This window comes from Chromobacterium amazonense, from assembly GCF_001855565.1.
Classification (GTDB): Bacteria; Pseudomonadota; Gammaproteobacteria; order Burkholderiales; family Chromobacteriaceae; genus Chromobacterium; species Chromobacterium amazonense.
Map to the genome: position 1 here is coordinate 207,422 of NZ_MKCR01000033.1, position 19,465 is coordinate 226,886.

The 19,465-nt window shown below is 62.6% G+C and carries 19 protein-coding genes and 1 riboswitch; of the genes, 9 read left to right on the forward strand and 10 right to left on the reverse strand.

What is annotated here, in order from left to right:
* Nucleotides 1-28: 28 nt before the first annotated feature.
* The 4 genes from BI343_RS17850 to glpK all read right to left on the reverse strand — a co-directional run bounded on the left by BI343_RS17850 (nucleotide 29) and on the right by glpK (nucleotide 4,871).
* Complete coding sequence (locus BI343_RS17850) at nucleotides 29-685, reverse strand: B3/B4 domain-containing protein (RefSeq protein WP_169829043.1); 657 nt, start codon at nucleotides 683-685, stop codon at nucleotides 29-31.
* A gap of 148 nt (nucleotides 686-833) precedes the next feature.
* Nucleotides 834-2,345: a glycerol-3-phosphate dehydrogenase gene (glpD, locus tag BI343_RS17855; protein WP_071110727.1), complete on the reverse strand. Its 1,512-nt coding sequence runs from the start codon at nucleotides 2,343-2,345 to the stop codon at nucleotides 834-836.
* A gap of 257 nt (nucleotides 2,346-2,602) precedes the next feature.
* Nucleotides 2,603-3,304 carry an MIP/aquaporin family protein gene (locus BI343_RS17860; RefSeq protein ID WP_071110728.1) on the reverse strand — a complete coding sequence of 234 codons (702 nt, stop codon included), beginning with the start codon at nucleotides 3,302-3,304 and terminating at the stop codon, nucleotides 2,603-2,605.
* 64 nt (nucleotides 3,305-3,368) lie between these two features.
* Nucleotides 3,369-4,871, reverse strand: coding sequence for a glycerol kinase GlpK (glpK, locus tag BI343_RS17865; RefSeq protein ID WP_071110729.1), 1,503 nt, complete (start codon nucleotides 4,869-4,871; stop codon nucleotides 3,369-3,371).
* Between the two features lie 750 nt (nucleotides 4,872-5,621).
* On the opposite strand from glpK, the gene pyk reads away from it, so the two are divergent.
* Both pyk and BI343_RS17875 read left to right on the forward strand, forming a co-directional pair.
* Nucleotides 5,622-7,028: a pyruvate kinase gene (pyk, locus tag BI343_RS17870; RefSeq protein WP_071110730.1), complete on the forward strand. Its 1,407-nt coding sequence runs from the start codon at nucleotides 5,622-5,624 to the stop codon at nucleotides 7,026-7,028.
* Nucleotides 7,029-7,159: 131 nt separating this feature from the next.
* Nucleotides 7,160-7,924 carry a substrate-binding periplasmic protein gene (locus BI343_RS17875; RefSeq protein WP_071110731.1) on the forward strand — a complete coding sequence of 255 codons (765 nt, stop codon included), beginning with the start codon at nucleotides 7,160-7,162 and terminating at the stop codon, nucleotides 7,922-7,924.
* Between the two features lie 19 nt (nucleotides 7,925-7,943).
* Here BI343_RS17875 and BI343_RS17880 read toward each other — a convergent pair whose 3' ends face one another.
* On the reverse strand, nucleotides 7,944-8,315 hold the full coding sequence (locus BI343_RS17880) for a VOC family protein (protein WP_071110732.1): 372 nt from the start codon (nucleotides 8,313-8,315) through the stop codon (nucleotides 7,944-7,946).
* Nucleotides 8,316-8,448: 133 nt separating this feature from the next.
* Here BI343_RS17880 and BI343_RS17885 point away from each other — a divergent pair, with 133 nt between their 5' ends.
* Nucleotides 8,449-9,657, forward strand: coding sequence for a winged helix-turn-helix domain-containing protein (locus tag BI343_RS17885; protein ID WP_071110733.1), 1,209 nt, complete (start codon nucleotides 8,449-8,451; stop codon nucleotides 9,655-9,657).
* Between the two features lie 3 nt (nucleotides 9,658-9,660).
* On the opposite strand, the gene BI343_RS17890 is transcribed toward BI343_RS17885, so the two are convergent.
* The gene (locus BI343_RS17890) at nucleotides 9,661-10,020 is read right to left on the reverse strand and encodes an EthD family reductase (protein ID WP_043626993.1); all 360 of its coding nucleotides are present in this window, start codon (nucleotides 10,018-10,020) and stop codon (nucleotides 9,661-9,663) included.
* Between the two features lie 78 nt (nucleotides 10,021-10,098).
* Nucleotides 10,099-10,818, reverse strand: coding sequence for a substrate-binding periplasmic protein (locus tag BI343_RS17895; RefSeq protein ID WP_083341060.1), 720 nt, complete (start codon nucleotides 10,816-10,818; stop codon nucleotides 10,099-10,101).
* A 105-nt stretch (nucleotides 10,819-10,923) separates the two neighbouring features.
* Here BI343_RS17895 and BI343_RS17900 point away from each other — a divergent pair, with 105 nt between their 5' ends.
* The 3 genes from BI343_RS17900 to BI343_RS17910 all read left to right on the forward strand — a co-directional run bounded on the left by BI343_RS17900 (nucleotide 10,924) and on the right by BI343_RS17910 (nucleotide 13,160).
* Nucleotides 10,924-11,217, forward strand: coding sequence for a hypothetical protein (locus BI343_RS17900; protein ID WP_043626996.1), 294 nt, complete (start codon nucleotides 10,924-10,926; stop codon nucleotides 11,215-11,217).
* Between the two features lie 109 nt (nucleotides 11,218-11,326).
* Nucleotides 11,327-11,896, forward strand: a complete 570-nt coding sequence (locus BI343_RS17905) for a PTS sugar transporter subunit IIA (RefSeq protein WP_071110735.1) — start codon at nucleotides 11,327-11,329, stop codon at nucleotides 11,894-11,896.
* A 142-nt stretch (nucleotides 11,897-12,038) separates the two neighbouring features.
* Nucleotides 12,039-13,160: a diguanylate cyclase gene (locus BI343_RS17910; protein WP_071110736.1), complete on the forward strand. Its 1,122-nt coding sequence runs from the start codon at nucleotides 12,039-12,041 to the stop codon at nucleotides 13,158-13,160.
* Between the two features lie 48 nt (nucleotides 13,161-13,208).
* On the opposite strand, the gene pdxR is transcribed toward BI343_RS17910, so the two are convergent.
* Nucleotides 13,209-14,651 carry a MocR-like pyridoxine biosynthesis transcription factor PdxR gene (gene pdxR, locus BI343_RS17915; protein WP_071110737.1) on the reverse strand — a complete coding sequence of 481 codons (1,443 nt, stop codon included), beginning with the start codon at nucleotides 14,649-14,651 and terminating at the stop codon, nucleotides 13,209-13,211.
* 101 nt (nucleotides 14,652-14,752) lie between these two features.
* Here pdxR and BI343_RS17920 point away from each other — a divergent pair, with 101 nt between their 5' ends.
* The 3 genes from BI343_RS17920 to BI343_RS17930 are packed head-to-tail and all read left to right on the forward strand — an operon-like array spanning nucleotide 14,753 to nucleotide 16,860.
* Entirely contained in the window at nucleotides 14,753-15,796 is a 1,044-nt protein-coding gene (locus BI343_RS17920) for an FAD-binding oxidoreductase (RefSeq protein ID WP_071110738.1), read from the forward strand.
* 20 nt (nucleotides 15,797-15,816) lie between these two features.
* Complete coding sequence (locus BI343_RS17925; RefSeq protein ID WP_071110739.1) at nucleotides 15,817-16,500, forward strand: M24 family metallopeptidase; 684 nt, start codon at nucleotides 15,817-15,819, stop codon at nucleotides 16,498-16,500.
* Between the two features lie 12 nt (nucleotides 16,501-16,512).
* Complete coding sequence (locus BI343_RS17930; protein ID WP_071110740.1) at nucleotides 16,513-16,860, forward strand: gamma-glutamylcyclotransferase family protein; 348 nt, start codon at nucleotides 16,513-16,515, stop codon at nucleotides 16,858-16,860.
* Nucleotides 16,861-16,917: 57 nt separating this feature from the next.
* Here the strand turns inward: BI343_RS17930 and BI343_RS17935 are convergent, their stop codons facing one another.
* A complete protein-coding gene (locus BI343_RS17935) occupies nucleotides 16,918-17,157 on the reverse strand; it encodes a DUF2789 domain-containing protein (RefSeq protein ID WP_043627002.1) in 240 nt (79 codons plus the stop codon).
* A gap of 103 nt (nucleotides 17,158-17,260) precedes the next feature.
* On the reverse strand, nucleotides 17,261-19,159 hold the full coding sequence (thiC, locus tag BI343_RS17940; protein WP_071110741.1) for a phosphomethylpyrimidine synthase ThiC: 1,899 nt from the start codon (nucleotides 19,157-19,159) through the stop codon (nucleotides 17,261-17,263).
* Between the two features lie 76 nt (nucleotides 19,160-19,235).
* Nucleotides 19,236-19,382: riboswitch (TPP riboswitch) on the reverse strand.
* Nucleotides 19,383-19,465 lie beyond the last annotated feature (83 nt).

Below are 19,465 nucleotides of genomic sequence, written 5' to 3' on the forward strand. Positions count from 1 at the left end.
CGGCGGAGCGCCCCAGCGGGCATCCGCCCTACATTGCGAACGCGGGATGGGCGGCATCCAGCCGGAAACGGATCAGCGAACCGGCATGCGGCGCCAGCTCGCGCGCCAGCCAGTCCATGCCAGCCGCGCCGGACGGGAAGCCGGCATCCGGGCGCTCGCTGACGAACGCCACATTGCGGCTGGCTTCGTCTAGCTTGAAGCGATCGGACTCCAGCCAGTTCAAGCAGCGGCACACCACTTCGCCGTCGCCGTTAAGCCAAGCGGCTTCGTGTGGCTGCGGCTGTTCGGCTTCCATTTTGCCCAGCGGGAAAAAACTTTCGTCGCCGCGCGCCAGATCCAGCCGCAATTCGCCGCCGAGCTTGTCGATGTCTTCGCCGCCAAACGGCGCCAGGCTCTGCAAAGAGGCCTGGTTATACAGGTCCACCAGCGGCAAGATGCGGCGCAGCTTGTCTTTTTGCGCGGCCTTGACCAGATATTCCAGCGAGCAGCGCGCCTTTTTGTCGCCCGGCAACTCGCGGTACAAGGCCTTCCAGCGCTGCAGCAGCTCATCCAGATCGATGTCCGGCTCCGGCAAAGCCAAGGTGGCGGCAGGCAGCGCCGCTTGGTTCACGCCCCACACCAGCAAGCCCTCCACTTCCATGTCCGGCAATCGTCCCAGCACAGCCTGACTCAAGGTTACTCGCATTGCTCTCTCCCTTTGGCTAGCGAAGGCCCATGCTAGCCAAATGCCGGCGCCGCGGAAAACAAAAGCTTTTAATGGGGCATAAGCCCGCCGCGCCGCCATGCAAAACAGCCCGGCGGAACCGGGCTGTTGTCAGGGCGAATCAAGATGCTCAGGCGCTCAAGGCTTGCCGCGAGGATTGCGAGCGGGCGGCCAGCCAGGCGTCGATCACCTTGTCGGCATACGCCGGCAGATGCAATTTCAGCTTGGAGCGGCGCCACAGGATGTCCTCGCTGCGCGTCGCCCATTCGGCGTCCACCAGGTACTGCAGCTCGGCTTCATACAGGCCGGGCAGGATTTCCGCGCCCAGGTCGCCCAGGGCATTCGCCTGGCCGATCAGCTTGGCCACGCGCGTGCCGTAGGCGCGCGCCCAGCGCTCCGCCAGCTCCGCCGGCAGCCACGGGTGGCGCTGCGTCAAATCGCGCAGAAAGCGGGCGAAGTCGGCGCCCGGCATGTCGCCGCCCGGCAGCGGCACTTCGGCGGTCCAGGTGGCCTTGTGGTTGCCGAGCAAGGGCGCGAGCTTGTCCACCGCCTCTTCCGCCAGCTTGCGGAAAGTGGTGATCTTGCCGCCGAACACCGACAACAGCGGCGCGCCTTGGGCATCCATTTCCAGCGCGTAATCGCGGGTAACGCTGGAAGCGTTGTCCGAGGCGTCGTCCAGCAGCGGACGCACGCCGGAGTAAGTGGACAGCACATCTGCCGGCGAGATCTGGCTGTGGAAATAGCGGTTGCTCATTTCGCACAGATAGGCGATTTCGCTGTCGTCTATTGCCACTTGCCCCGGATCGCCCTGGTATTCGACGTCGGTGGTGCCGATCAGGGTGAATTCCTTCTCGTACGGAATGGCGAAGATGATGCGCTTGTCCGGGTTCTGGAAAATGTAAGCGAACGGGTGGTCGAAGATTTTCTTGACCACGATGTGGCTGCCCTTGACCAGGCGGATGGACTTGCTGGACGGCATGGCCAGCTTGTCTTCGATCAGGCTTTGCACCCAGGGGCCGGCGGCGTTGACCAGCGCGCGCGAACGCACTTCGAAGCGGCTGCCGTCCTCGCGCTGCAGCGTGGTCAGCCAGTGTTCGCCATCGCGGCGCGCCGCCACGCAGGCGGTGCGGGTGTAGACCTGGGCGCCGCGCTCGGCCGCGTCCATCACATTCAGCACCACCAGCCGCGCGTCCTGCACCCAGCCGTCGGAATAGACGAAGCCGCGTTTGAAGGCGTCCTTCAGCGGCGCGCCGGATGGGTGCTTGGCGAAGCTGACAGTTTCCGAACCGGGCAACACCTCGCGCTTGGCCAGATGGTCGTACAGGAACAGGCCGCAACGTATCATCCATTCCGGACGCTGATCGCGCGCGTGCGGCATCACGAAGCGCAGCGGCCAGATGATGTGCGGGGCGGCTTTGAGCAGCACCTCGCGCTCCTGCAGCGCCTTGCGCACCAGGCCGAACTCGTAATATTCCAGATAGCGCAGGCCGCCGTGTATCAGCTTGGTGCTGGCCGAAGAGGTGTGCGAGGCCAGATCGTCCTTTTCGCACAGCGCCACCGACAGGCCGCGGCCAGCCGCGTCGCGCGCGATGCCGGCGCCGTTGATGCCGCCGCCTATCACCATCAAGTCGTATACCTTCATTTGCCCGATCCTTGCTTATTCCGTCCCCGTCATTCTATCCACAATAGCTAACAAGGAACACAAATAAAACATTTTTCTTTCGTTATTTTTCGTTTTTGCCACAGATACCGCAGAAACGCGGCAAGAAAGCCAGAAATGGCGAAGGAAAGCGAGAGACAACTGCTTATGTAGGAAGGGATTTTTCCGAATCCCAGCGCAGGCTAGAGAAACGAACAAAAAAGGAAAAACGGCGCGCCGGGAGCGCGCCGCCGTACTGATTACAGGGTGTAGGCCAGCGCCGCCAGCGTGCCGCCCAGCAACGAGCCAATCACCGGCACCCAGGCATAGCCCCAGTCGCTGTCGCGCTTGCCCGGAATCGGCAGGATGGCGTGCATGATGCGCGGCGCCAGGTCGCGCGCCGGACTCATGGCGTAGCCGGTGGTGCCGCCCAGCGACACGCCGATGCCCAGCACCAGCAGGGCCACCGGCAGCGCTTCGATCGCGCCCAGCGACATTTTCGGGCCCACCATGGACAGGATGGCGAACACCAGCACGAAGGTGGCGACGATTTCGGACACCAGGTTGCCCGGCAGACTGCGGATGGCCGGACCAGTGCAGAAGGTGGCCAGCTTGGCGTCGGCGCAATCGGTGGTTTCATAATGCTTGCGGTAGATCAGCCACATCAGGCCGGCGCCGGCCATGCCGCCCAGCATCTGCGCCGCCACATAGCCCGGAACCTTGTCCCACGGGAACTTGCCGGCCACCGCCAGCGCCACCGATACCGCCGGGTTCAGATGCGCGCCGCTGATCGCCGCCACGCTGAACACGCCGACGAACACCGCCATCGCCCAGCCAAAGGCCACCACGATCAGCCCGCTGTTGTGGCCCTTGGTGTTTTTCAGCAGCACGTTGGCCACCACGCCGTTGCCCAGCAGCACCAGCAAGGCGGTGCCGATGAATTCGCCCATCAAAGGATTCATGATTGTCTCTTTCCAACTTTATCTAGGGATGCCCGCCGCGCGCGGCGGCGGGTCTTAGGGAAGATCAAGCCTGATCGTCGGCCCACACCTTGGCGGCGTTGACCGCGCGCTGCCAGCCCTTGACGTTGCCGGCCACTTCGGCGGCGGCCATCTCCGGCTTGAAGCGGCGATCCAGCTGCCACTGGCCTTGCACGTCATCCAGGTTTTTCCAGTAGCCGACGGCCAGGCCGGCCAGGTAGGCGGCGCCCAGCGCGGTGGTTTCGGTGATCTTGGGACGCACCACATCCACGTTCAGGATGTCGGATTGGAACTGCATCAGCAGCTCATTGACGGTGGCGCCGCCGTCCACGCGCAGTTCGGCGATGCTCATCTTGGCGTCGGCTTCCATGGCCTTCAGCACGTCGCGGGTCTGGTAGGCGATGCTGTCCAGCGCGGCGCGGGCGATGTGGGCGGCCTTGGTGCCCAGGGTGGCGCCAACGATGGTGCCGCGGGCGTTGGCGTTCCAGTGCGGCGCGCCCAGGCCGGCGAAGGCCGGCACCAGATAGACGCCGTCGCAGTTTTCCACTTCCTGCGCCAGCGGGCCGACATCGGCCGAGTGGCGGATGATGCCCAGGCCGTCGCGCAGCCATTTCACCACGGCGCCGCCGATGAAGATCGATCCTTCCAGCGCGTACTGCACCTTGCCGTCGACTTTCCAGGCGATGGTGGTCAGCAAGTTGTTGGACGATTCGATAGGCTTGTCGCCGGTGTTCAGCATCATGAAGCAGCCGGTGCCGTAGGTGTTCTTCACCATGCCGGGCGTGGTGCACTGCTGGCCGAACAGCGCGGCCTGCTGGTCGCCGGCCACGCCGGCGATCGGGATTTCCACGCCCAGATGGGCGGCATGAGTATGGCCGTACACTTCGCTGGAGCTCTTCACCTGCGGCAGCATGCTGGCCGGGATGCCCATGATGTCCAGCAGCTCGGCGTCCCATTCCAGAGTGTGGATGTTGTACAGCATGGTGCGCGAGGCGTTGGACACGTCGGTCACATGCACCTTGCCGTGGGTGAAGTTCCAGATCAGCCAGCTGTCGACGGTGCCGAAGGCCAGCTTGCCTTCGCGGGCGCGTTCGCGGGCGCCCGGCACATTGTCCAGAATCCACTTGATCTTGCTGCCGGAGAAATAAGCGTCGACCAGCAGGCCGGTCTTGGAGCGGATCAGTTCGCCAAGGCCGCGCGACTTCAGCTCATCGCAGAATTCGGCGGTGCGGCGGTCCTGCCACACGATCGCGTTGTATACCGGCTGGCCGGTTTCGCGGTCCCACACAATGGTGGTTTCGCGCTGGTTGGTGATGCCGATGGCGGCGATGTTGCGACCATCAATGCCGGCCTTGGCCACGGCTTCAGCGGCCACACCCACCTGGCCGCCCCAGATTTCCTGCGGATCATGTTCCACCCAGCCCGGTTGCGGGTAGATCTGGCGGAATTCCTTTTGCGCCAGCGACACGATATCGCCGCTGCGGTTGAACAGGATGGCGCGGGAACTGGTGGTGCCCTGGTCCAAAGCCAGTACGTACTGATCGCTCATGTTGTGTCTTCTCCTGATTGCCGGTAAGGCGGCATGGTTAACAGCCGGGGATGTCAACGTTGCGTTGTATGTTGCTTTTTTTGCTTATGACGTTCGTTTTATTTGCGAACAATTCTATGCCCGAACAGACAGTTGTCAATAATTCGGTAAAAAAAAATACACTTTCCGGCGAAATCCAGCACATCCGACAACAGGAAAATCCTGAAAAATCATTTAATATCAATTGATTAAAAAATGTAGCGCAGCGCTACATTTTCACATCAAACAAGCGGGCCGCTCCAGATAGAATAAAAGACAGGCGTTTCCGATATCAGCAAGCAAGGCCCGGATAGATTCCCATGCCTGCGAGAAGGGAAATCCACAAATCACGCTTTGCAACAAGCATTTGCATGCGTTACAGACAAATCAGCGCAAAGGAAAAAATAAGAACATTATCGAAAATAAGGATTGATGAATTTCCGCCACGCAAAGCCACAAAACGTTGTTTTATAATCGGAAACACACATTTACGTAGTTCTGACGCTACACGCCGCTTATGGCAGCATGAATGGCGTCGCCGGATGCCAAGAGTTGGACCCAGCGCAAAAAAACCGCCGCGCCGCTGTGGCATCATCGCCGTTGAGGCCTTGCCGTCCGCCCAACGGACAGCCCTGCATTGCGGCGTCCTGCCGCGCGCAGGGGTAAGCAGCGTCGGCCCACAATACGCAATCGCTCCTGATCAATCGGCCGGATGGGCCGCAAAGGACTGTCATGCTTCGCAACACCAAAATTCTCGCCACGCTGGGACCTTCCTCCAGCACACCGGAACAAATCCTGGAATTGGCCCGCGCCGGGGTCAATATCTTCCGGCTCAATATGAGCCACGGCAGTCATGACGACCATCGCGCCCGTCTGCAGGCGATCCGCGCCGCCGAACAGGCGCTGGACAGGCCGCTGGGCGTGGTGGTGGACCTGCAGGGTCCCAAGCTGCGCATCGGCAAGTTCCCCCAGGCCACGCCGGTCAAAACCGGCGATCGCTATGAATTCGTGCTGGATGAAGTGATGGGCGACGACAAGCGCGCCACGCTGCCGCACCCGGAGGCCTTCGCCGCGCTGCAGCCGGGCCACCGCATCCTGGTCAACGACGGCAAGCTGGCGTTCCACGTGGAACATGTGGAACCGCGCCGCATCGTCACCCGCGTGGAAGTCGGCGGCGAACTGTCCAGCAACAAGGGCTTCAACCTGCCGCACACCGTGCTGCCGCTGTCGGTCATCACCGAAAAAGACCGCAAAGACGCAGAATTCGCGCTGGCGGAAGGCGCGGACTGGCTGGCCATGTCCTTCGTGCAAACCGGCGCCGACGTCAAGGAGCTGCGCGACATCGTCGGCAAGCGCGTCGGCATCATTTCCAAGATCGAAAAACCGTCCGCGGTGGATGATCTGGACGCCATCGCCACGCTGTCCGACGCCGTCATGGTGGCGCGCGGCGACCTGGGCGTCGAACTGCCGCCGGAAGACGTGCCGGTAGTGCAGCGCAAGATCGTGCATCAGTGCCGCCATCTGGGCCGCCCGGTCATCGTCGCCACCCAGATGCTGGAATCGATGATCACCGCGCCGACGCCGACGCGCGCCGAAGCCAACGACGTGGCCACTGCCGTGTACGAAGGCGCGGACGCCGTCATGCTGTCGGCCGAAACCGCCGCCGGACAATATCCTCTGGAAGCAGTGCAGATCATGGACCGCATCATCCGCCGCGTGGAAAGCGCCCCGGATTACCGCAAGGTGATGGCGCTGGACTACAGCGTGGCGGACGAGCCGGACCGCACCGACGCCATTGCCGCCTGTGTGCGCAAAGTCGCCACGCTGCTGCCGGTCACCGTGTCGGTGGCCTTCACCACCAGCGGCTCCACCTGCATCTATCTGGCTCGCGAACGCCCGTCCACGCCGATACTGGGCATCTCGCCGAATCTGGCCACGGCGCGCCGCCTGTCGCTGGTATGGGGCGTGGTGGCCTACCACGGCCCGGACGCGGAAAACCTGGAAGACATGGTGGTGAAAACCACCTTCTGCGCCACCAAGCTGGGCCTGGCCCAACAGGGCAAACCCATGGTGATCATCGCCGGCGTGCCTTTCGGCACGCCCGGCTCCACCAATCTGCTGCGCATCGTCTACCCGTAAACGCAAGCGCCGTAGAAAAGCAAAACGGAACCTGCTGGTTCCGTTTTTTCATGCGCGGCCCTGCGTCCGCTTCGTTGCCGTCGCAGCCGATACTATGCTGATACGGTAGCGATTCGTCCGGGACGTTAATAATGCAGCGGCAATCCTTTCACGCATTCCTCGCCATCGTATTGTTGGCCATCTCGTGTTCCGCGCGGGCCAGCGAAACATCGGATCTGGTCATCAATTTCGATGCCAGCAATCCGCCGCTGATGTATGTGGGCAAACAAGGGGCGGCAGGGCTTTACCCGGCTTTGATTTCCAAGGCGTGCGAACGCGCGGGCATCGCCGTCACGCTGCGCGCTGGCTCGTGGCGTTTTGCCTTGCAGGAGCTGCGCGCCGGCCACGCGGCAGCCGGCGGCATCATCAAGACAGCCAGCCGCGAAAAACTATTCGACTTCAGCCTCCCCATCTATCAGGAACGCGTGGTCATGGCCTATCCGACGCAAGCGCCGCGCTATCACAGCCTGGAAGATCTGTTCGGCAAACGCGTGGGCGTGATTGCAGGCTGGAGCTACGGCGACGCTTTCGACTTGGCGCGCAAACAAGGCAAGCTGCTGGCATTCGACAGCGACAGCGACGCGCAAAACCTGCGCCAACTCAAACTGGGCAGACTCGATGTGGTGCTGGGCATACGCGAGTCGCTGCAGCTGGCGCTGCGCGAGGGCGGCTATCAGGATGTGGCGCTGACGCAGGAAGCGCTGGTAAGCAATCTCTCTTATCTCGCCATCAACAAGACCTCACCGCAGCGCACGCTGCTGACGCGTTTCAATCAGGCGCTGGAAGCCATGCGCAAGGACGGCAGTTACGAAGCCATCGTGCGCGGGGCCTTGGCCGGCAAACCGGCTGCGCGGTGATCGCTCTGACCCTGCCTCCTCAAAAACTATACGTGCCCACTTCGATCAGATTGCCGTCCGGGTCGTTGAAATACACCGAGGTGATCGGCCCCATCGCGCCGCTGCGCGTCACCGGTCCCTCTACGATGGCCACGCCCTCCTGCTTCAGATGCGCCATCACCTCGGTCAGCGGCAAATCGGTGATCAGGCAGAGGTCGCCGGAACCAATCACCGCATGATTGCGCGTCTCCTGGCCCAGGGTTTGCAGATTGATCTTCTGGTTGCCGAAGCGCAGCGCGCGGCGGCCGTTGCCGAAACTCACTGCCTCCAGCTTCAGCGCGCGCTGGTAGAAAGTCACGGAGGCCTCGATATCGCGGACAGTCAGGACGATGTGGTCGAGATGGCTGATCATGCTGTCGCTCCAAAACAATAGAGCTGTCCACACTGCCACAAAGCTGACGCCATGTCATGCCAAAAGCATCGACAAAAGACTGCGACGGCAGGGCCTGATATAGTCGTCTTTCCCACTTTTCCATGCCTAGCCCATGACGCATCATCTGTCGCTGCAGCAAGCCCGCCACCTGCAACTGGCCGCCCAAGGCCTGCTGTCCGCGCCGCGGCGCAAAGCCTCCCGGGCCGATGTGCTGGCCGCCATCCGCCGCATGGCGCTGTTGCAGATCGACACCATCAGCGTGGTGGCGCGCAGTCCTTATCTGGTGCTGTACAGCCGCGTCGGCGCCTACGATCCGGGCTGGCTGGACCAATTGCTGGCCGAAGGGGCCTTGTTCGAATACTGGGCGCACGAAGCCTGCTTCGTGCCGGCGGAAGACTATGGCCTGATGCGCCACCGCATGCTGAACGCGGAAAGCCTGGGTTGGAAATTCTCGCAGCGCTGGTTCGATCAACACCGCGCCGATATCGAGGCCATCGTCGAGCATATTCGCGTCCACGGCCCGGTGCGCTCAGCCGATTTCGAGCGCAAAGGCGGCAAAGGAAACGGCTGGTGGGACTGGAAGCCGGAAAAGCGCCACCTTGAGGTGTTGTTCACGCTGGGACGGCTGATGGTGAAGGAGCGGCGCGCCTTCCAGCGCGTCTATGATTTGTCCGAACGCGTGCTGCCGGACTGGGACGACGCGCGCGACCAGCCCACGCCGGAAGAGGCGCGGCTGGAACAAGTACGCAACAGCTGCCGCGCGCTGGGGCTGGTCAAGGCCGGCTGGGTGGCCGATTACTACCGGCTCAAACGCGCGCCGTATGGCGAGTTATTGCATGGCCTGGCCGACAAGGGCGAGCTGATCCCGGTGAAAGTGGAGGGCTGGGGCCATGACGCCTTCGTCCACGCCAGCCTGGCCGCCGAGCTGGAATTGGCCGCCGCGGGCACGCTGAACAGCGGCAATACCGCCATCCTGTCTCCGTTCGACCCGCTGGTGTGGGACCGCAAGCGCGCGCTGGAGCTGTTCGACTTCGATTACAAGATCGAGTGCTACACGCCGGCGCCCAAGCGCAAGTATGGCTATTTCACTCTGCCGATACTGAACCGCGGCAAGCTGGTGGGCCGGCTGGATGCCAAGGCGCACCGCGCACAGGGCGTGTTCGAGGTGAAGTCGCTGCACCTGGAACCCGGCGTGCGCGTCAGCCAGCGCCTGAGCGATGACCTCAAACGCGCGCTGAGCCGGATGGCCGATTGGCACGGCACGCCGCGGCTGGCGATAGGCCAGGCGCCGGATGGCCTGGCAGAGCGGCTGGCCGGCTGAAGATCATTCCGCGTTGGCATACCAGCCGTGGACGCCGGCTGGCCGCTCGTCCCACAACAGCACCTCGTTGTGCTGCAGCTGCGGCGTGATATCGGTGTAATTCGGAATATCGCCCGTGATGCGCGCCGCTATTGGGGCAAAGGCCTGCTGAAATGCCTCCAGCGAATCAAACAGCAATAACGCCTGCGCCACATAAGCCGCCTGGCTGCCCGGCTCCATGCCGGCCAAACCGCGCTCCACGCGCACGCCCTTTAAGGCGGGGCCGAGCAGCTGCTGCACCAGGGGGATGTGGCGCTGCAGGTAGTAGTCGAAATCGAAACGCGCGCCGGGATACTGCGGGTACACCACGCTGACAGTCATCATGGCAAGCCTCCGTGGAACGATAAGAGGCTTCAAGTTACTACCACGCCGCATGTTTGCCAACGTCATCCCGGCCAGGCGTCAATCGATGCGATAGGGCCCCATCAGTTTTTGCAGCTCGCCGCGGGCCGCCATTTGCTGCATGGTTTGGCTGAGCTTGTCGGCAACCGCGCCTTGGCCCGGCGCCATCCACAGATAGATGTTCAGATGCGCGAACACCGCCGCATGCGCCTGGGCGCCATATTTTTCCTGCAGCGGCCAATGGTCGGCGGTTTCGCTGGACACAATGCACAAATCCACGCGCCGGATCAGCGCCATGCGGATGCAGGCGTCTTGACTGCCGGGCATTTCACGTTGCGCCACATGGCGCGTCATCAAGTCGATGCCATGCAAACCGCGCAGAAAAGCGATGCGGTAACCTTCCAGGTCGGCCCAGGAATGCGGTTGCACATCGGGCGAGGCGCTGACGGCATAGTACCAAGCGGTTCGCAGATGCGGTTCCACGCGGATTGCGCCTGGAAAAAATTCATTAAATTGCGGTCCGCGATTGGGATCGCCATCAAACTGGCCAGCAAGAAAAGCCGCCAGCGCGCGCTCCGGCGGCAGGTACTGGATGGTATAGCTCAGGCCCGCGCGCGCAAAGACAACATCCAGCGTATGGCGCATCGCCACCATATTGGACGCATCCAGCGCCGACAGATTCACCAGCCGTACCGGCGGCGCCGCCTTGCCCACGGCTGCGATGCAAAACAGGATGCCGCCGGCAAGAATCAGACCGCTCAATCTCCAGCCAATTTTCATGCTTACCCCGCGGCCTGTGCATCGCTACACTATAGCCAATCACCGGATGGAACTTGCCGCCCCGCTGCCGCTCTGTAGCTACATCGCACACCACAGGACAACACCATGCGCACCGTGATAATCGCCGCCAGCAGCGCCTTGATTCTGGCTGGCTGCAACCAGCAACAAACCAGCCAGTTGCAACAAGCGGCCTCCGCCGCCATCGGCAGCGTGCATCAAAGCGTGGACGGCGCCAGCGCTCCCTTGGGCCAGTTGCAACAGCAAGCCAGCGCCGCCCTTGGAGTTGCCAAACAGGTGGGCGCCGCCGCCACCGTGCTCAACCCGGAACTGAAGCAACAAGTGGACAAGCTGAAGGAACAGGCCTCAGCGTTGAAAGGCGCGATCAAACCGGCAGATTAAGTTCCGTTGACAAGATTTTGATGCGGCGCGGCAAGATATTTAGCTGCAATTTAGCCGCCGCGTCCTAGCATGGCATCGTCACCCTCACACCTCACGGGAGCGCGCCGCCATGCAAACCTTGCCCGATATCTGCCAGATCAGCGACATCCTGCTGGACGTGGACATAGACAACAAACACCAGCTGTTTGAGTTCGCCGCCCGCCAGCTGGGCCAGCGCCACGCCCTGAACGCCCAGACGCTGGCCACCGCGCTGCTGTTGCGCGAACAATCCGGCAGCACCGGCCTGGGGCACGGCCTGGCCTTGCCGCACGCCCGCATTTCCGGCCTGTCCGAAGCCCATGCGCTGTTTCTTCATCTGAAGCAGGGCCTGGCGTTCGATGCCCCGGACCACGCGCTGGCACACAGCTTTCTATTCCTGCTGCTGCCGCAGGAGACGCGCCCGCATCATCTGCAGCTGCTGGCCTCCATTGCCCGCATGTTCAGCGAGCGGCCGTTCCGCGAGGAACTGTCGCGCTGCCGCCACCCGCTGCAAGTGCAGCGGCTGTTCCAGTTGTGGGCCGATCCCGATGCCGACAACGATCCGCACTTCCTGTTGGACAGCAACCGCTACTTCATGGACACGGAATCCAGCCTGCGGCCGGACTTCAGCATACGGCGCAAGGTCGTGGCCCGCTTCTAAGACGCCGCTTCAAGATCTTGGCCCGAGGCGTTGGCCAGACAGGTTTGGGCCAAGCGGCATGCCGGTTTCCTTCAATGCGCCGGCAGTCGAACCGCGTTTGCTAAAATGAAGCGGTTACCGCCCCATCGACTGCCATCGCCCTATGTCCGACTACCTGCTGATCATGGTTTCACTGGCTGTCGCCAGCATAGGCGTCATCACCTGGCAGCACAGCATCCGCGCAGATCTGATCCGCGCCAGGCAGCGCTGGCTGCAGGCCTCGCTGCTGCTGGCCGCCGGCATGTTGGTGGAGGGGAGGCTGTTTGGCTGGGGTCCGTTGCAGATGTCGTTGGGGCCAGCCATCACTACCGCCGGCATCACGCTGCAATTGATGGTGATCGCCCGCCTGATCGGCCTGCGCCCTCCTGGCTGGCTATGGCTGGCGGTGGGTGCCTATGCCGGGCTGAACTACTGGATACCGTGGCAGACGTTGCAAATGTCCCTCGATGCTTTGGAAATTCCGGTGCTCTACCTAGCCGCCGCCCGGCTGTATCAGCAGGCTGAGCGCCAGATATGCCGCAACCGCTTCAGCCCCACCGCCCTGCTATTCCTGATCGGCGCGCTGTTGTACATCTGGCGAGACGCCGCCGACATGTGGCGGCATCTGCGCGGCCTGTCCGTTCTGCCGCATGCGCAGGACGGCGTGCATCATCTGGCGCTGACCGTCGCCACCGCCGCTCAGGTTTGCGGCGCGGTAGGGTTTCTGAACATCGCCCTGCAGCGGCAGAACAGCCGGCTGCAGGACGCCGCCAATATCGACCCCCTCACCGCCGCCGGCAACCGCCGCGCGCTGCAATACTGGCTGAACACGCTCGATGCCGCTACCGAACGCGTCTGCGTGGTGATGCTGGACATCGACCACTTCAAATCCATCAACGACCGCTTCGGCCATCCAGCCGGCGACGCGGTGCTACAGATACTGGCGGGCGTGCTCAACAACGGCGTGCGCGAAAACGATCTCCTGATCCGCTACGGCGGGGAGGAATTCTGCCTGGTAATGCCGGATACTACCGCCGAGGTGGGCTTTGCGGTGGCGGAACGCTTGCGCCAACAGTTCAACCAGATGCGGCCGCTGCCGAGCCACCCTGAGCTGCGTTGCAGTTTCTCCGCCGGCGTGTGGGAATGGCAGTGCCGTCAGCAGGACTTCGCCAGCGCCCAGCAGATGGCCGACCAGGCGTTGTATCAGGCCAAACAGGCCGGACGCAACCAAGTGTGCAGACTGTGACGTTACTGTCTGACCTGAAACACGCCATAGCCCTGAACAGCTTGCCCGCTACTCGGCATGCTGTTCGGACAAAGCCTGCGCCAAGCGTTTGACCCCCAGCAGCAAGGCCTCATCCTCCAGATCGGCGTAACATAAGCGGATTCCATGCACGACACTGCCATCGCCAGTGAAATGACTGCCGGCCAATATCTTCACGCCTCGTCGCCGAGCATCCTCCACTAGGCGCGTCATATCGATATTCGAGCCCAACTGCAGCCAGATCGCCAGGCCTCCCGCCGGCAACTCAAAATCGGCCTTGCCATTCAACTCCCGCTGCAGCGCCTCCACCAACACCTGCCTCCGGTGTTTATAGACGCGCCATGCCCGCCGCACATGGCGCCTCAACTCGCCGCTATCCATCAATTCCGCCACCGCCTGTTCCGTCACAGGATTGCCCTGGCGATCAATCAGCAGGATGTTGTCGACACAACGCTCGATCAGCGCCGCGGGCGCAAGCACAAAACCTATGCGCAACCCCGGAGCCAACACTTTGGACAGCGAGCCGACATAAACCACTCGCCGTCCTCCAGGCAGGCTGGCAAGCGGATACATCGGCCGATGCGTGAAATGGAACTCGTGGTCGTAGTCGTCTTCGATGATGTGGAAGTCATAGCGCTCCGCCAAGGCCAACAACTGCAGCCGTCGCTCCGCCGGCATCATCTTCGTGGTGGGAAACTGGTGGTGTGGCGTCAGATACACCGCCTTCACCGGATAACGGCGACACAAGGACTCCAGTTCCCCAGGCAAGATGCCTTGAGCGTCGCTTGCCGCATCCAGACACTGCGCGCCCTGCGAGCGAAATGCATTGCGCGCCGATGGATAGCTCAAACGGTCCAGCACGACCGCATCGCCGGGTTTCAACAACACCTTGCCGGCCAGATAGATGCCCATCAGGCTGCCGCGCACAAGGCAAATATTCTCCAACGTAGCCGACAGGCCCCGCTCCATGGTCAGCATGCGCAACAATGACTGGCGCAGCCCCAGCTCGCCGCGCGGATCGCCATAGGACAAGCGCCCCGACCGGGCGGTGGCGATCAGGGCGCGCCTATAGGCCCGGCCTAGCGCGTCGAAAGGAATCAGCCGGGAGTCCGGAACGTTTTCGGAAAAATCGATCAGATCCGCTTTCGGCATCTGCTCGGCCTGCTGCCGCGACAGGGTGAAGTCCAGTTCAGCCTCCTCCGCCAACGTCGCCGGCAGCGATGCCGCAACGAACGTGCCGCGCCGACCCTCCGTCGTTACCCACCCCTGCGCCGCCAACTCGTCGTAAGCCAGCACCACCGTCTTGCGGTTCAAGCTCAATTGATCCGCCAGTTCCCTGCTACCAGGCAGCGCATCGCCCGGCCTGAGCCTGCCGCGCTGGATCTCGTCCGCCACCTGCTGCGCGATCTGTAGATGCGCTGGCAAGCCGCCTTCGCGCCGTATGGTCAGCAACATGGACCAGGGTCTCAGCATGCGTGTCTCTCCGCATCTGGACCAGTCAATTTATAAAAACTGGATGTTTTTACTGGTCCATCACTCTTATAGCATAAGCATGTTTTTGGGAGATATGCACGATGATCGAAACCTATTCTTACCGCTTGCAGGCACTGCACTGGCTAGATGGCGTCACGCTGCGGCTGCTGTTGAGCCCGGCAGGCCATGGAGGCTTGCCCATCCAGGCAGGCCAATTCTTCAGCCTGCAACTCCCATCCGGCATCATACGCAGCTACTCCCTGGCCTGCGCGCCACGCGGCGATGGCTGGCTGGAGGCCCACATCCGGCTGCGCGCAGCCGGCCAGGCCAGCGCATGGCTGCGGCATGAAGCGCGTCCTGGTCAGATGCTGACGATTAGCGGTCCCTTCGGCGACTGCGTATGGGAGGCGGAGCAGGCAGCGATAGACCGTGTGGTCATGCTGGCCACCGGCACCGGCATCGCCCCGCTGAAAGCCATGCTGGAATACGCCCACGCGGCGGGATGCCGCACGCCGATGCATCTGTATTGGGGCGGCGCCGAAGATGCCGACCTCTATCTGGCCGAATACTTTGCCAGTCTGGCTCTGCGTTGGCCCTTATTGCGTTTCATCCCCGTACTGAGCCATGCGCCGGCTGAATGGACCGGCCGCCGCGGCTTTGTGCAAGACGTCGCCGCCGCGGACCATCCCGACCTGAGCAGCGCTCGCGTCTACGCCTGCGGCGGGCCGCGCATGGTGGAGCAGGCACGCGCGTTGCTGACGGATCGCTGCCATCTGCCCGCTGAGCGCTTTCACGCCGATGCCTTCGTCCCTGCGCAAGCACCTGCCGCCAACCACGGCAATCTGACTGTGCGCTGGCGCCGGACGCAAGGCGACTGGCTGACAGTACCCGCCGTTGAAGGAGATCCGCTGATAACCGCGCTGGCCGCCGCCGGTCTGGTGCTGCCGGTATGCGGCGGGCAGGCCGCTTGCGGAGCCTGCCGTGTCGCCATCGATTCCAATTGGCTGAGCCAGCTGCCGCAACCTTCTAGACAGGAGCAACGGCTGCTGGCCGCGCTGGATGAGCCATCGCCGGCGCATCGCCTGGCCTGTCAGATCAAGCTGAGCACCGAACTGAACGGCCTGTCTCTGGCCGCCCACCCCTGATGTTTCCAAGGAGAACCACCATGCAAGAAACCTGTTTGCCGCAAGAAGCCGTTGGCGCGGCTTTCAACCGCGAAACCATGCTGGACGTGCGACGCCGTACACGGGATGCCGTGCGCAAAATTGCATCGCATATTCGTCCCGGCATGCTGGAAGAAGACGCGGTGGAACTGGCACGCGACGTGTTGGCAGATGCCGGCATGCTGCGCGGCTGGCACGACGTCTACGTGCGTTTCGGCCGCAACACGCTGAAAACCTTTGGCGCGCCATCGGAACCAGGCGTCTATCTTGGCGAAAGCGATATTTTCTTCATCGACATCGGTCCGGTATGGAAACAGTGGGAAGGCGACGCTGGCGATACCTTCGTCACCGGCAGCGATCCGGAGCGCGCCCGTTGCGCCGGCGATGCGCGCGCCATTTTCCATGAGGTGAGGAGACATTGGCTGAAGGCAGGCTGCAGCGGACGAGAACTATACCGCTACGCCGAAGACTGCGCCCATCGCCGCGGCTGGCGATTGAATCTCGACCTTTCTGGCCACAGGCTGGCAGATTTCCCTCATGCCGCCATCCACAATGGCGCCTTGGCGGACTTCGACCATGCGCCGAGCGCGCTGCTATGGGTGCTGGAAATCCATATCCGCCATCCCAATGAGGCATATGGCGCTTTTTTTGAAGACATGCTGCTGGACGACAGTCACTACCTGTAAGCGAGACGCGATATGCCCAAGTTGTTCTCTTACGGCACGCTGCAACAAGACAATGTGCAGCTCGCCACTTTCGGCAGATTGCTACATGGCAGCCCGGCGCAATTAATCGGATTCAAGCAGGAGATGCTGGCGATACGCGACGCCGAAGTAGTGCGCGCCAGCGGCAAGACCCATCATCCCATCGTGCGCTCGAGCGCAAATCGGCAAGACCGTGTCGCCGGCAGCGTGTTCGACATCAGCGATGCGGAGCTGGAACAGGCGGACCGCTACGAAGTGGATGATTACCAACGGGTAGAAGCGCTGCTGGATACGGGCGAACGGGCCTGGGTCTATATCGCCGCTGGCCGCAAAGGGCGATAGGCAGGGGGCGATGGCTTATCCACAAACCATCGCCTGTTTCTATTTTTACCCACAGTTTCAGGACTCGCCTTGCTGCAGCAACACCGCCAGCTCGTCCACCGCCTCGCTCCATTCGGCGTCGCACTCCAATGCCTGGCGCAAGAATGAGGCTTGCGCGGCGCTCCAGAACGGCGCCTCGGCCAAACTGGCCCCCGGCGGCAGCGGATGGCTGGCGATGAAGGCGCGCATCGCCGCGGCATCGTCAGCCAAGCCCAGTTGGCGAAACAGACCGGGCAACTGGTGATTACTGGTATCCATCGCAGGCTCCTGTGCTGGGGGATACGCTCATCCTAGACCGCTTGCCGCTACGATAGGCATAAAAAACGGCGGGCAGCCCCGCCGTTGTTCCGCCTCTGCAACATCAGACCTTGTCGTAAAGCTTGCCGCCGCCTTTGACGAACTCGATGGCCTTCTCCTGCATGCCCTTGTTCAGCGCGTCCTGCGCGCTGATGCCCTGCTTGGCGGCGAAATCGCGCACGTCCTGCGTGATCTTCATCGAACAGAAGTGCGGCCCGCACATGCTGCAGAAGTGCGCCACCTTGGCGCTGTCCTTGGGCAGGGTCTCGTCATGGAAATCGCGTGCCTTGTCCGGATCCAGGCCCAGATTGAACTGGTCTTCCCAGCGGAATTCGAAGCGCGCCTTGGACAGCGCGTTGTCGCGGATCTGCGCGCCGGGATGGCCCTTGGCCAGGTCGGCGGCGTGCGCCGCCAGCTTGTAGGTGATGATGCCCTCTTTCACGTCGTGCTTGTTCGGCAGGCCCAGGTGTTCCTTCTGCGTCACGTAGCACAGCATGGCGGTGCCGTACCAGCCGATCTGCGCCGCGCCGATGGCCGAAGTGATGTGGTCGTAGCCCGGCGCGATGTCGGTGGTCAGCGGCCCCAGGGTGTAGAACGGCGCTTCGCGGCACCATTCCAGCTCCTTGTCCATATTTTCCTTGATCAGCTGCATGGGCACGTGGCCCGGACCTTCGATCATCACTTGCACATCGTGCTTCCAGGCAATCTGCGTCAGCTCGCCCAGGGTTTTCAGCTCGGACAGCTGCGCCTCGTCATTGGCGTCCCAGGCGCTGCCGGGACGCAGGCCGTCGCCCAGGCTGAAGGCCACGTCGTAGGCCTTCATGATTTCGCAGATGTCCTCGAAGTGGGTGTAGAGGAAGTTTTCCTGGTGATGCGCCAGACACCACTTGGCCATGATGGAGCCGCCGCGGGACACGATGCCGGTCATGCGATTGGCGGTCATCGGCACATAAGCCAGGCGCACGCCGGCGTGGATGGTGAAGTAGTCCACGCCCTGCTCGGCCTGCTCGATCAGCGTGTCCTTGAAGATTTCCCAAGTCAGATCCTCGGCCTTGCCGTTCACTTTCTCCAGCGCCTGGTAGATCGGCACGGTGCCGATGGGCACCGGGCTGTTGCGCAGAATCCACTCGCGCGTTTCGTGGATGTTCTTGCCGGTGGACAGATCCATGATGGTGTCGGCGCCCCAGCGTATGCCCCAGGTCATCTTGTCCACTTCTTCGGATATCGAAGACGTCACCGCGCTATTGCCGATATTGCCGTTGATCTTCACCAGAAAGTTGCGGCCGATGATCATCGGTTCGCTTTCCGGGTGGTTGATGTTGGCCGGGATGATGGCGCGGCCGGCGGCAATCTCCTCACGCACAAATTCGGCGCTGATCTCTTCCGGCAGATTGGCGCCGAAGCTCTGGCCCTGGTGCTGGCGCGTCATCAGGTCCAGCAGGCGCTGGTTGCCGGTGGCTTGCAGCGATGCCACATAGGCGCGGCGGTTCAGGTTTTCGCGGATGGCGACGAACTCCATCTCCGGCGTGATGATGCCGCGGCGCGCGTAGTGCATCTGGCTGACGTTGCGGCCGGCCTTGGCGCGGCGCGGCTTGCGCTGCAGATTGAAACGCAGTTCGGCCAGCTTGGGATCCGCTTCGCGGGCGCGCCCGTATTCGCTGGACAGGCCGGGCAGTTGCTCGCAATCGCCGCGCTCGGCGATCCAGCCGGCGCGCAGCGGCGCGAGGCCGCTCTGGATGTCTATATTCACCGCCGGATCGCTGTATGGGCCGCTGGTGTCGTAAACGAAGATGGGCGGATTCCGCTCGCCGCCGAACTGGGTCGGCGTGTCGGCCTGGCGGATCTCGCGCATCGGCACTTGAATGTCCGGACGGCTGCCCTGTACATAGATCTTGCGGGAATTCGGCAAAGGCTGGATGGCGGCGGCATCCACCACCATGGCTTGGTTCACGGGCGCGTTCATCGGGCGGGTCTCCAAAAACGATGAAACGGCGCAAGGAGCGATCCGGCGTGGCCGGCTGCGGGCCCGGACGGGCCTGTGAGGGCAGTTGACGCTTCCCTACGCCGGTATTATCCGGGTCAGGTTCCAAGGGTATTTCTCACCCGCATCCCGCCGCCCGTCTCGACGGACTACACTGGGGTAGCCCTTGCGACGGACGCCGGGGGCAGGACCCCTAGCGATGCTGTGAAGGTAAGGCAAATATGGGATAATCGCAAGTTATCGTCATGACCAGAGTCTTGCCGCCGCCGCTGTCTTCCATCCGGCGGA

Excerpts from the sequence above, each read along its gene's own strand:
- pyk (WP_071110730.1), top strand. The coding sequence starts at position 5,622 with ATGCTTCGCAACACCAAAATTCTCGCCACGCTGGGACCTTCCTCCAGC.
- BI343_RS17930 (WP_071110740.1), top strand. The coding sequence starts at position 16,513 with ATGCCCAAGTTGTTCTCTTACGGCACGCTGCAACAAGACAATGTGCAG.
- BI343_RS17920 (WP_071110738.1), top strand. The coding sequence starts at position 14,753 with ATGATCGAAACCTATTCTTACCGCTTGCAGGCACTGCACTGGCTAGAT.
- glpK (WP_071110729.1), bottom strand. The coding sequence starts at position 4,871 with ATGAGCGATCAGTACGTACTGGCTTTGGACCAGGGCACCACCAGTTCC.
- BI343_RS17890 (WP_043626993.1), bottom strand. The coding sequence starts at position 10,020 with ATGATGACTGTCAGCGTGGTGTACCCGCAGTATCCCGGCGCGCGTTTC.
- BI343_RS17905 (WP_071110735.1), top strand. The coding sequence starts at position 11,327 with ATGCAAACCTTGCCCGATATCTGCCAGATCAGCGACATCCTGCTGGAC.
- BI343_RS17850 (WP_169829043.1), bottom strand. The coding sequence starts at position 685 with ATGCGAGTAACCTTGAGTCAGGCTGTGCTGGGACGATTGCCGGACATG.
- pdxR (WP_071110737.1), bottom strand. The coding sequence starts at position 14,651 with ATGCTGAGACCCTGGTCCATGTTGCTGACCATACGGCGCGAAGGCGGC.
- BI343_RS17875 (WP_071110731.1), top strand. The coding sequence starts at position 7,160 with ATGCAGCGGCAATCCTTTCACGCATTCCTCGCCATCGTATTGTTGGCC.
- BI343_RS17880 (WP_071110732.1), bottom strand. The coding sequence starts at position 8,315 with ATGATCAGCCATCTCGACCACATCGTCCTGACTGTCCGCGATATCGAG.
- BI343_RS17895 (WP_083341060.1), bottom strand. The coding sequence starts at position 10,818 with ATGAAAATTGGCTGGAGATTGAGCGGTCTGATTCTTGCCGGCGGCATC.
- BI343_RS17935 (WP_043627002.1), bottom strand. The coding sequence starts at position 17,157 with ATGGATACCAGTAATCACCAGTTGCCCGGTCTGTTTCGCCAACTGGGC.
- BI343_RS17925 (WP_071110739.1), top strand. The coding sequence starts at position 15,817 with ATGCAAGAAACCTGTTTGCCGCAAGAAGCCGTTGGCGCGGCTTTCAAC.
- thiC (WP_071110741.1), bottom strand. The coding sequence starts at position 19,159 with ATGAACGCGCCCGTGAACCAAGCCATGGTGGTGGATGCCGCCGCCATC.
- BI343_RS17860 (WP_071110728.1), bottom strand. The coding sequence starts at position 3,304 with ATGAATCCTTTGATGGGCGAATTCATCGGCACCGCCTTGCTGGTGCTG.
- BI343_RS17900 (WP_043626996.1), top strand. The coding sequence starts at position 10,924 with ATGCGCACCGTGATAATCGCCGCCAGCAGCGCCTTGATTCTGGCTGGC.
- BI343_RS17910 (WP_071110736.1), top strand. The coding sequence starts at position 12,039 with ATGTCCGACTACCTGCTGATCATGGTTTCACTGGCTGTCGCCAGCATA.
- glpD (WP_071110727.1), bottom strand. The coding sequence starts at position 2,345 with ATGAAGGTATACGACTTGATGGTGATAGGCGGCGGCATCAACGGCGCC.
- BI343_RS17885 (WP_071110733.1), top strand. The coding sequence starts at position 8,449 with ATGACGCATCATCTGTCGCTGCAGCAAGCCCGCCACCTGCAACTGGCC.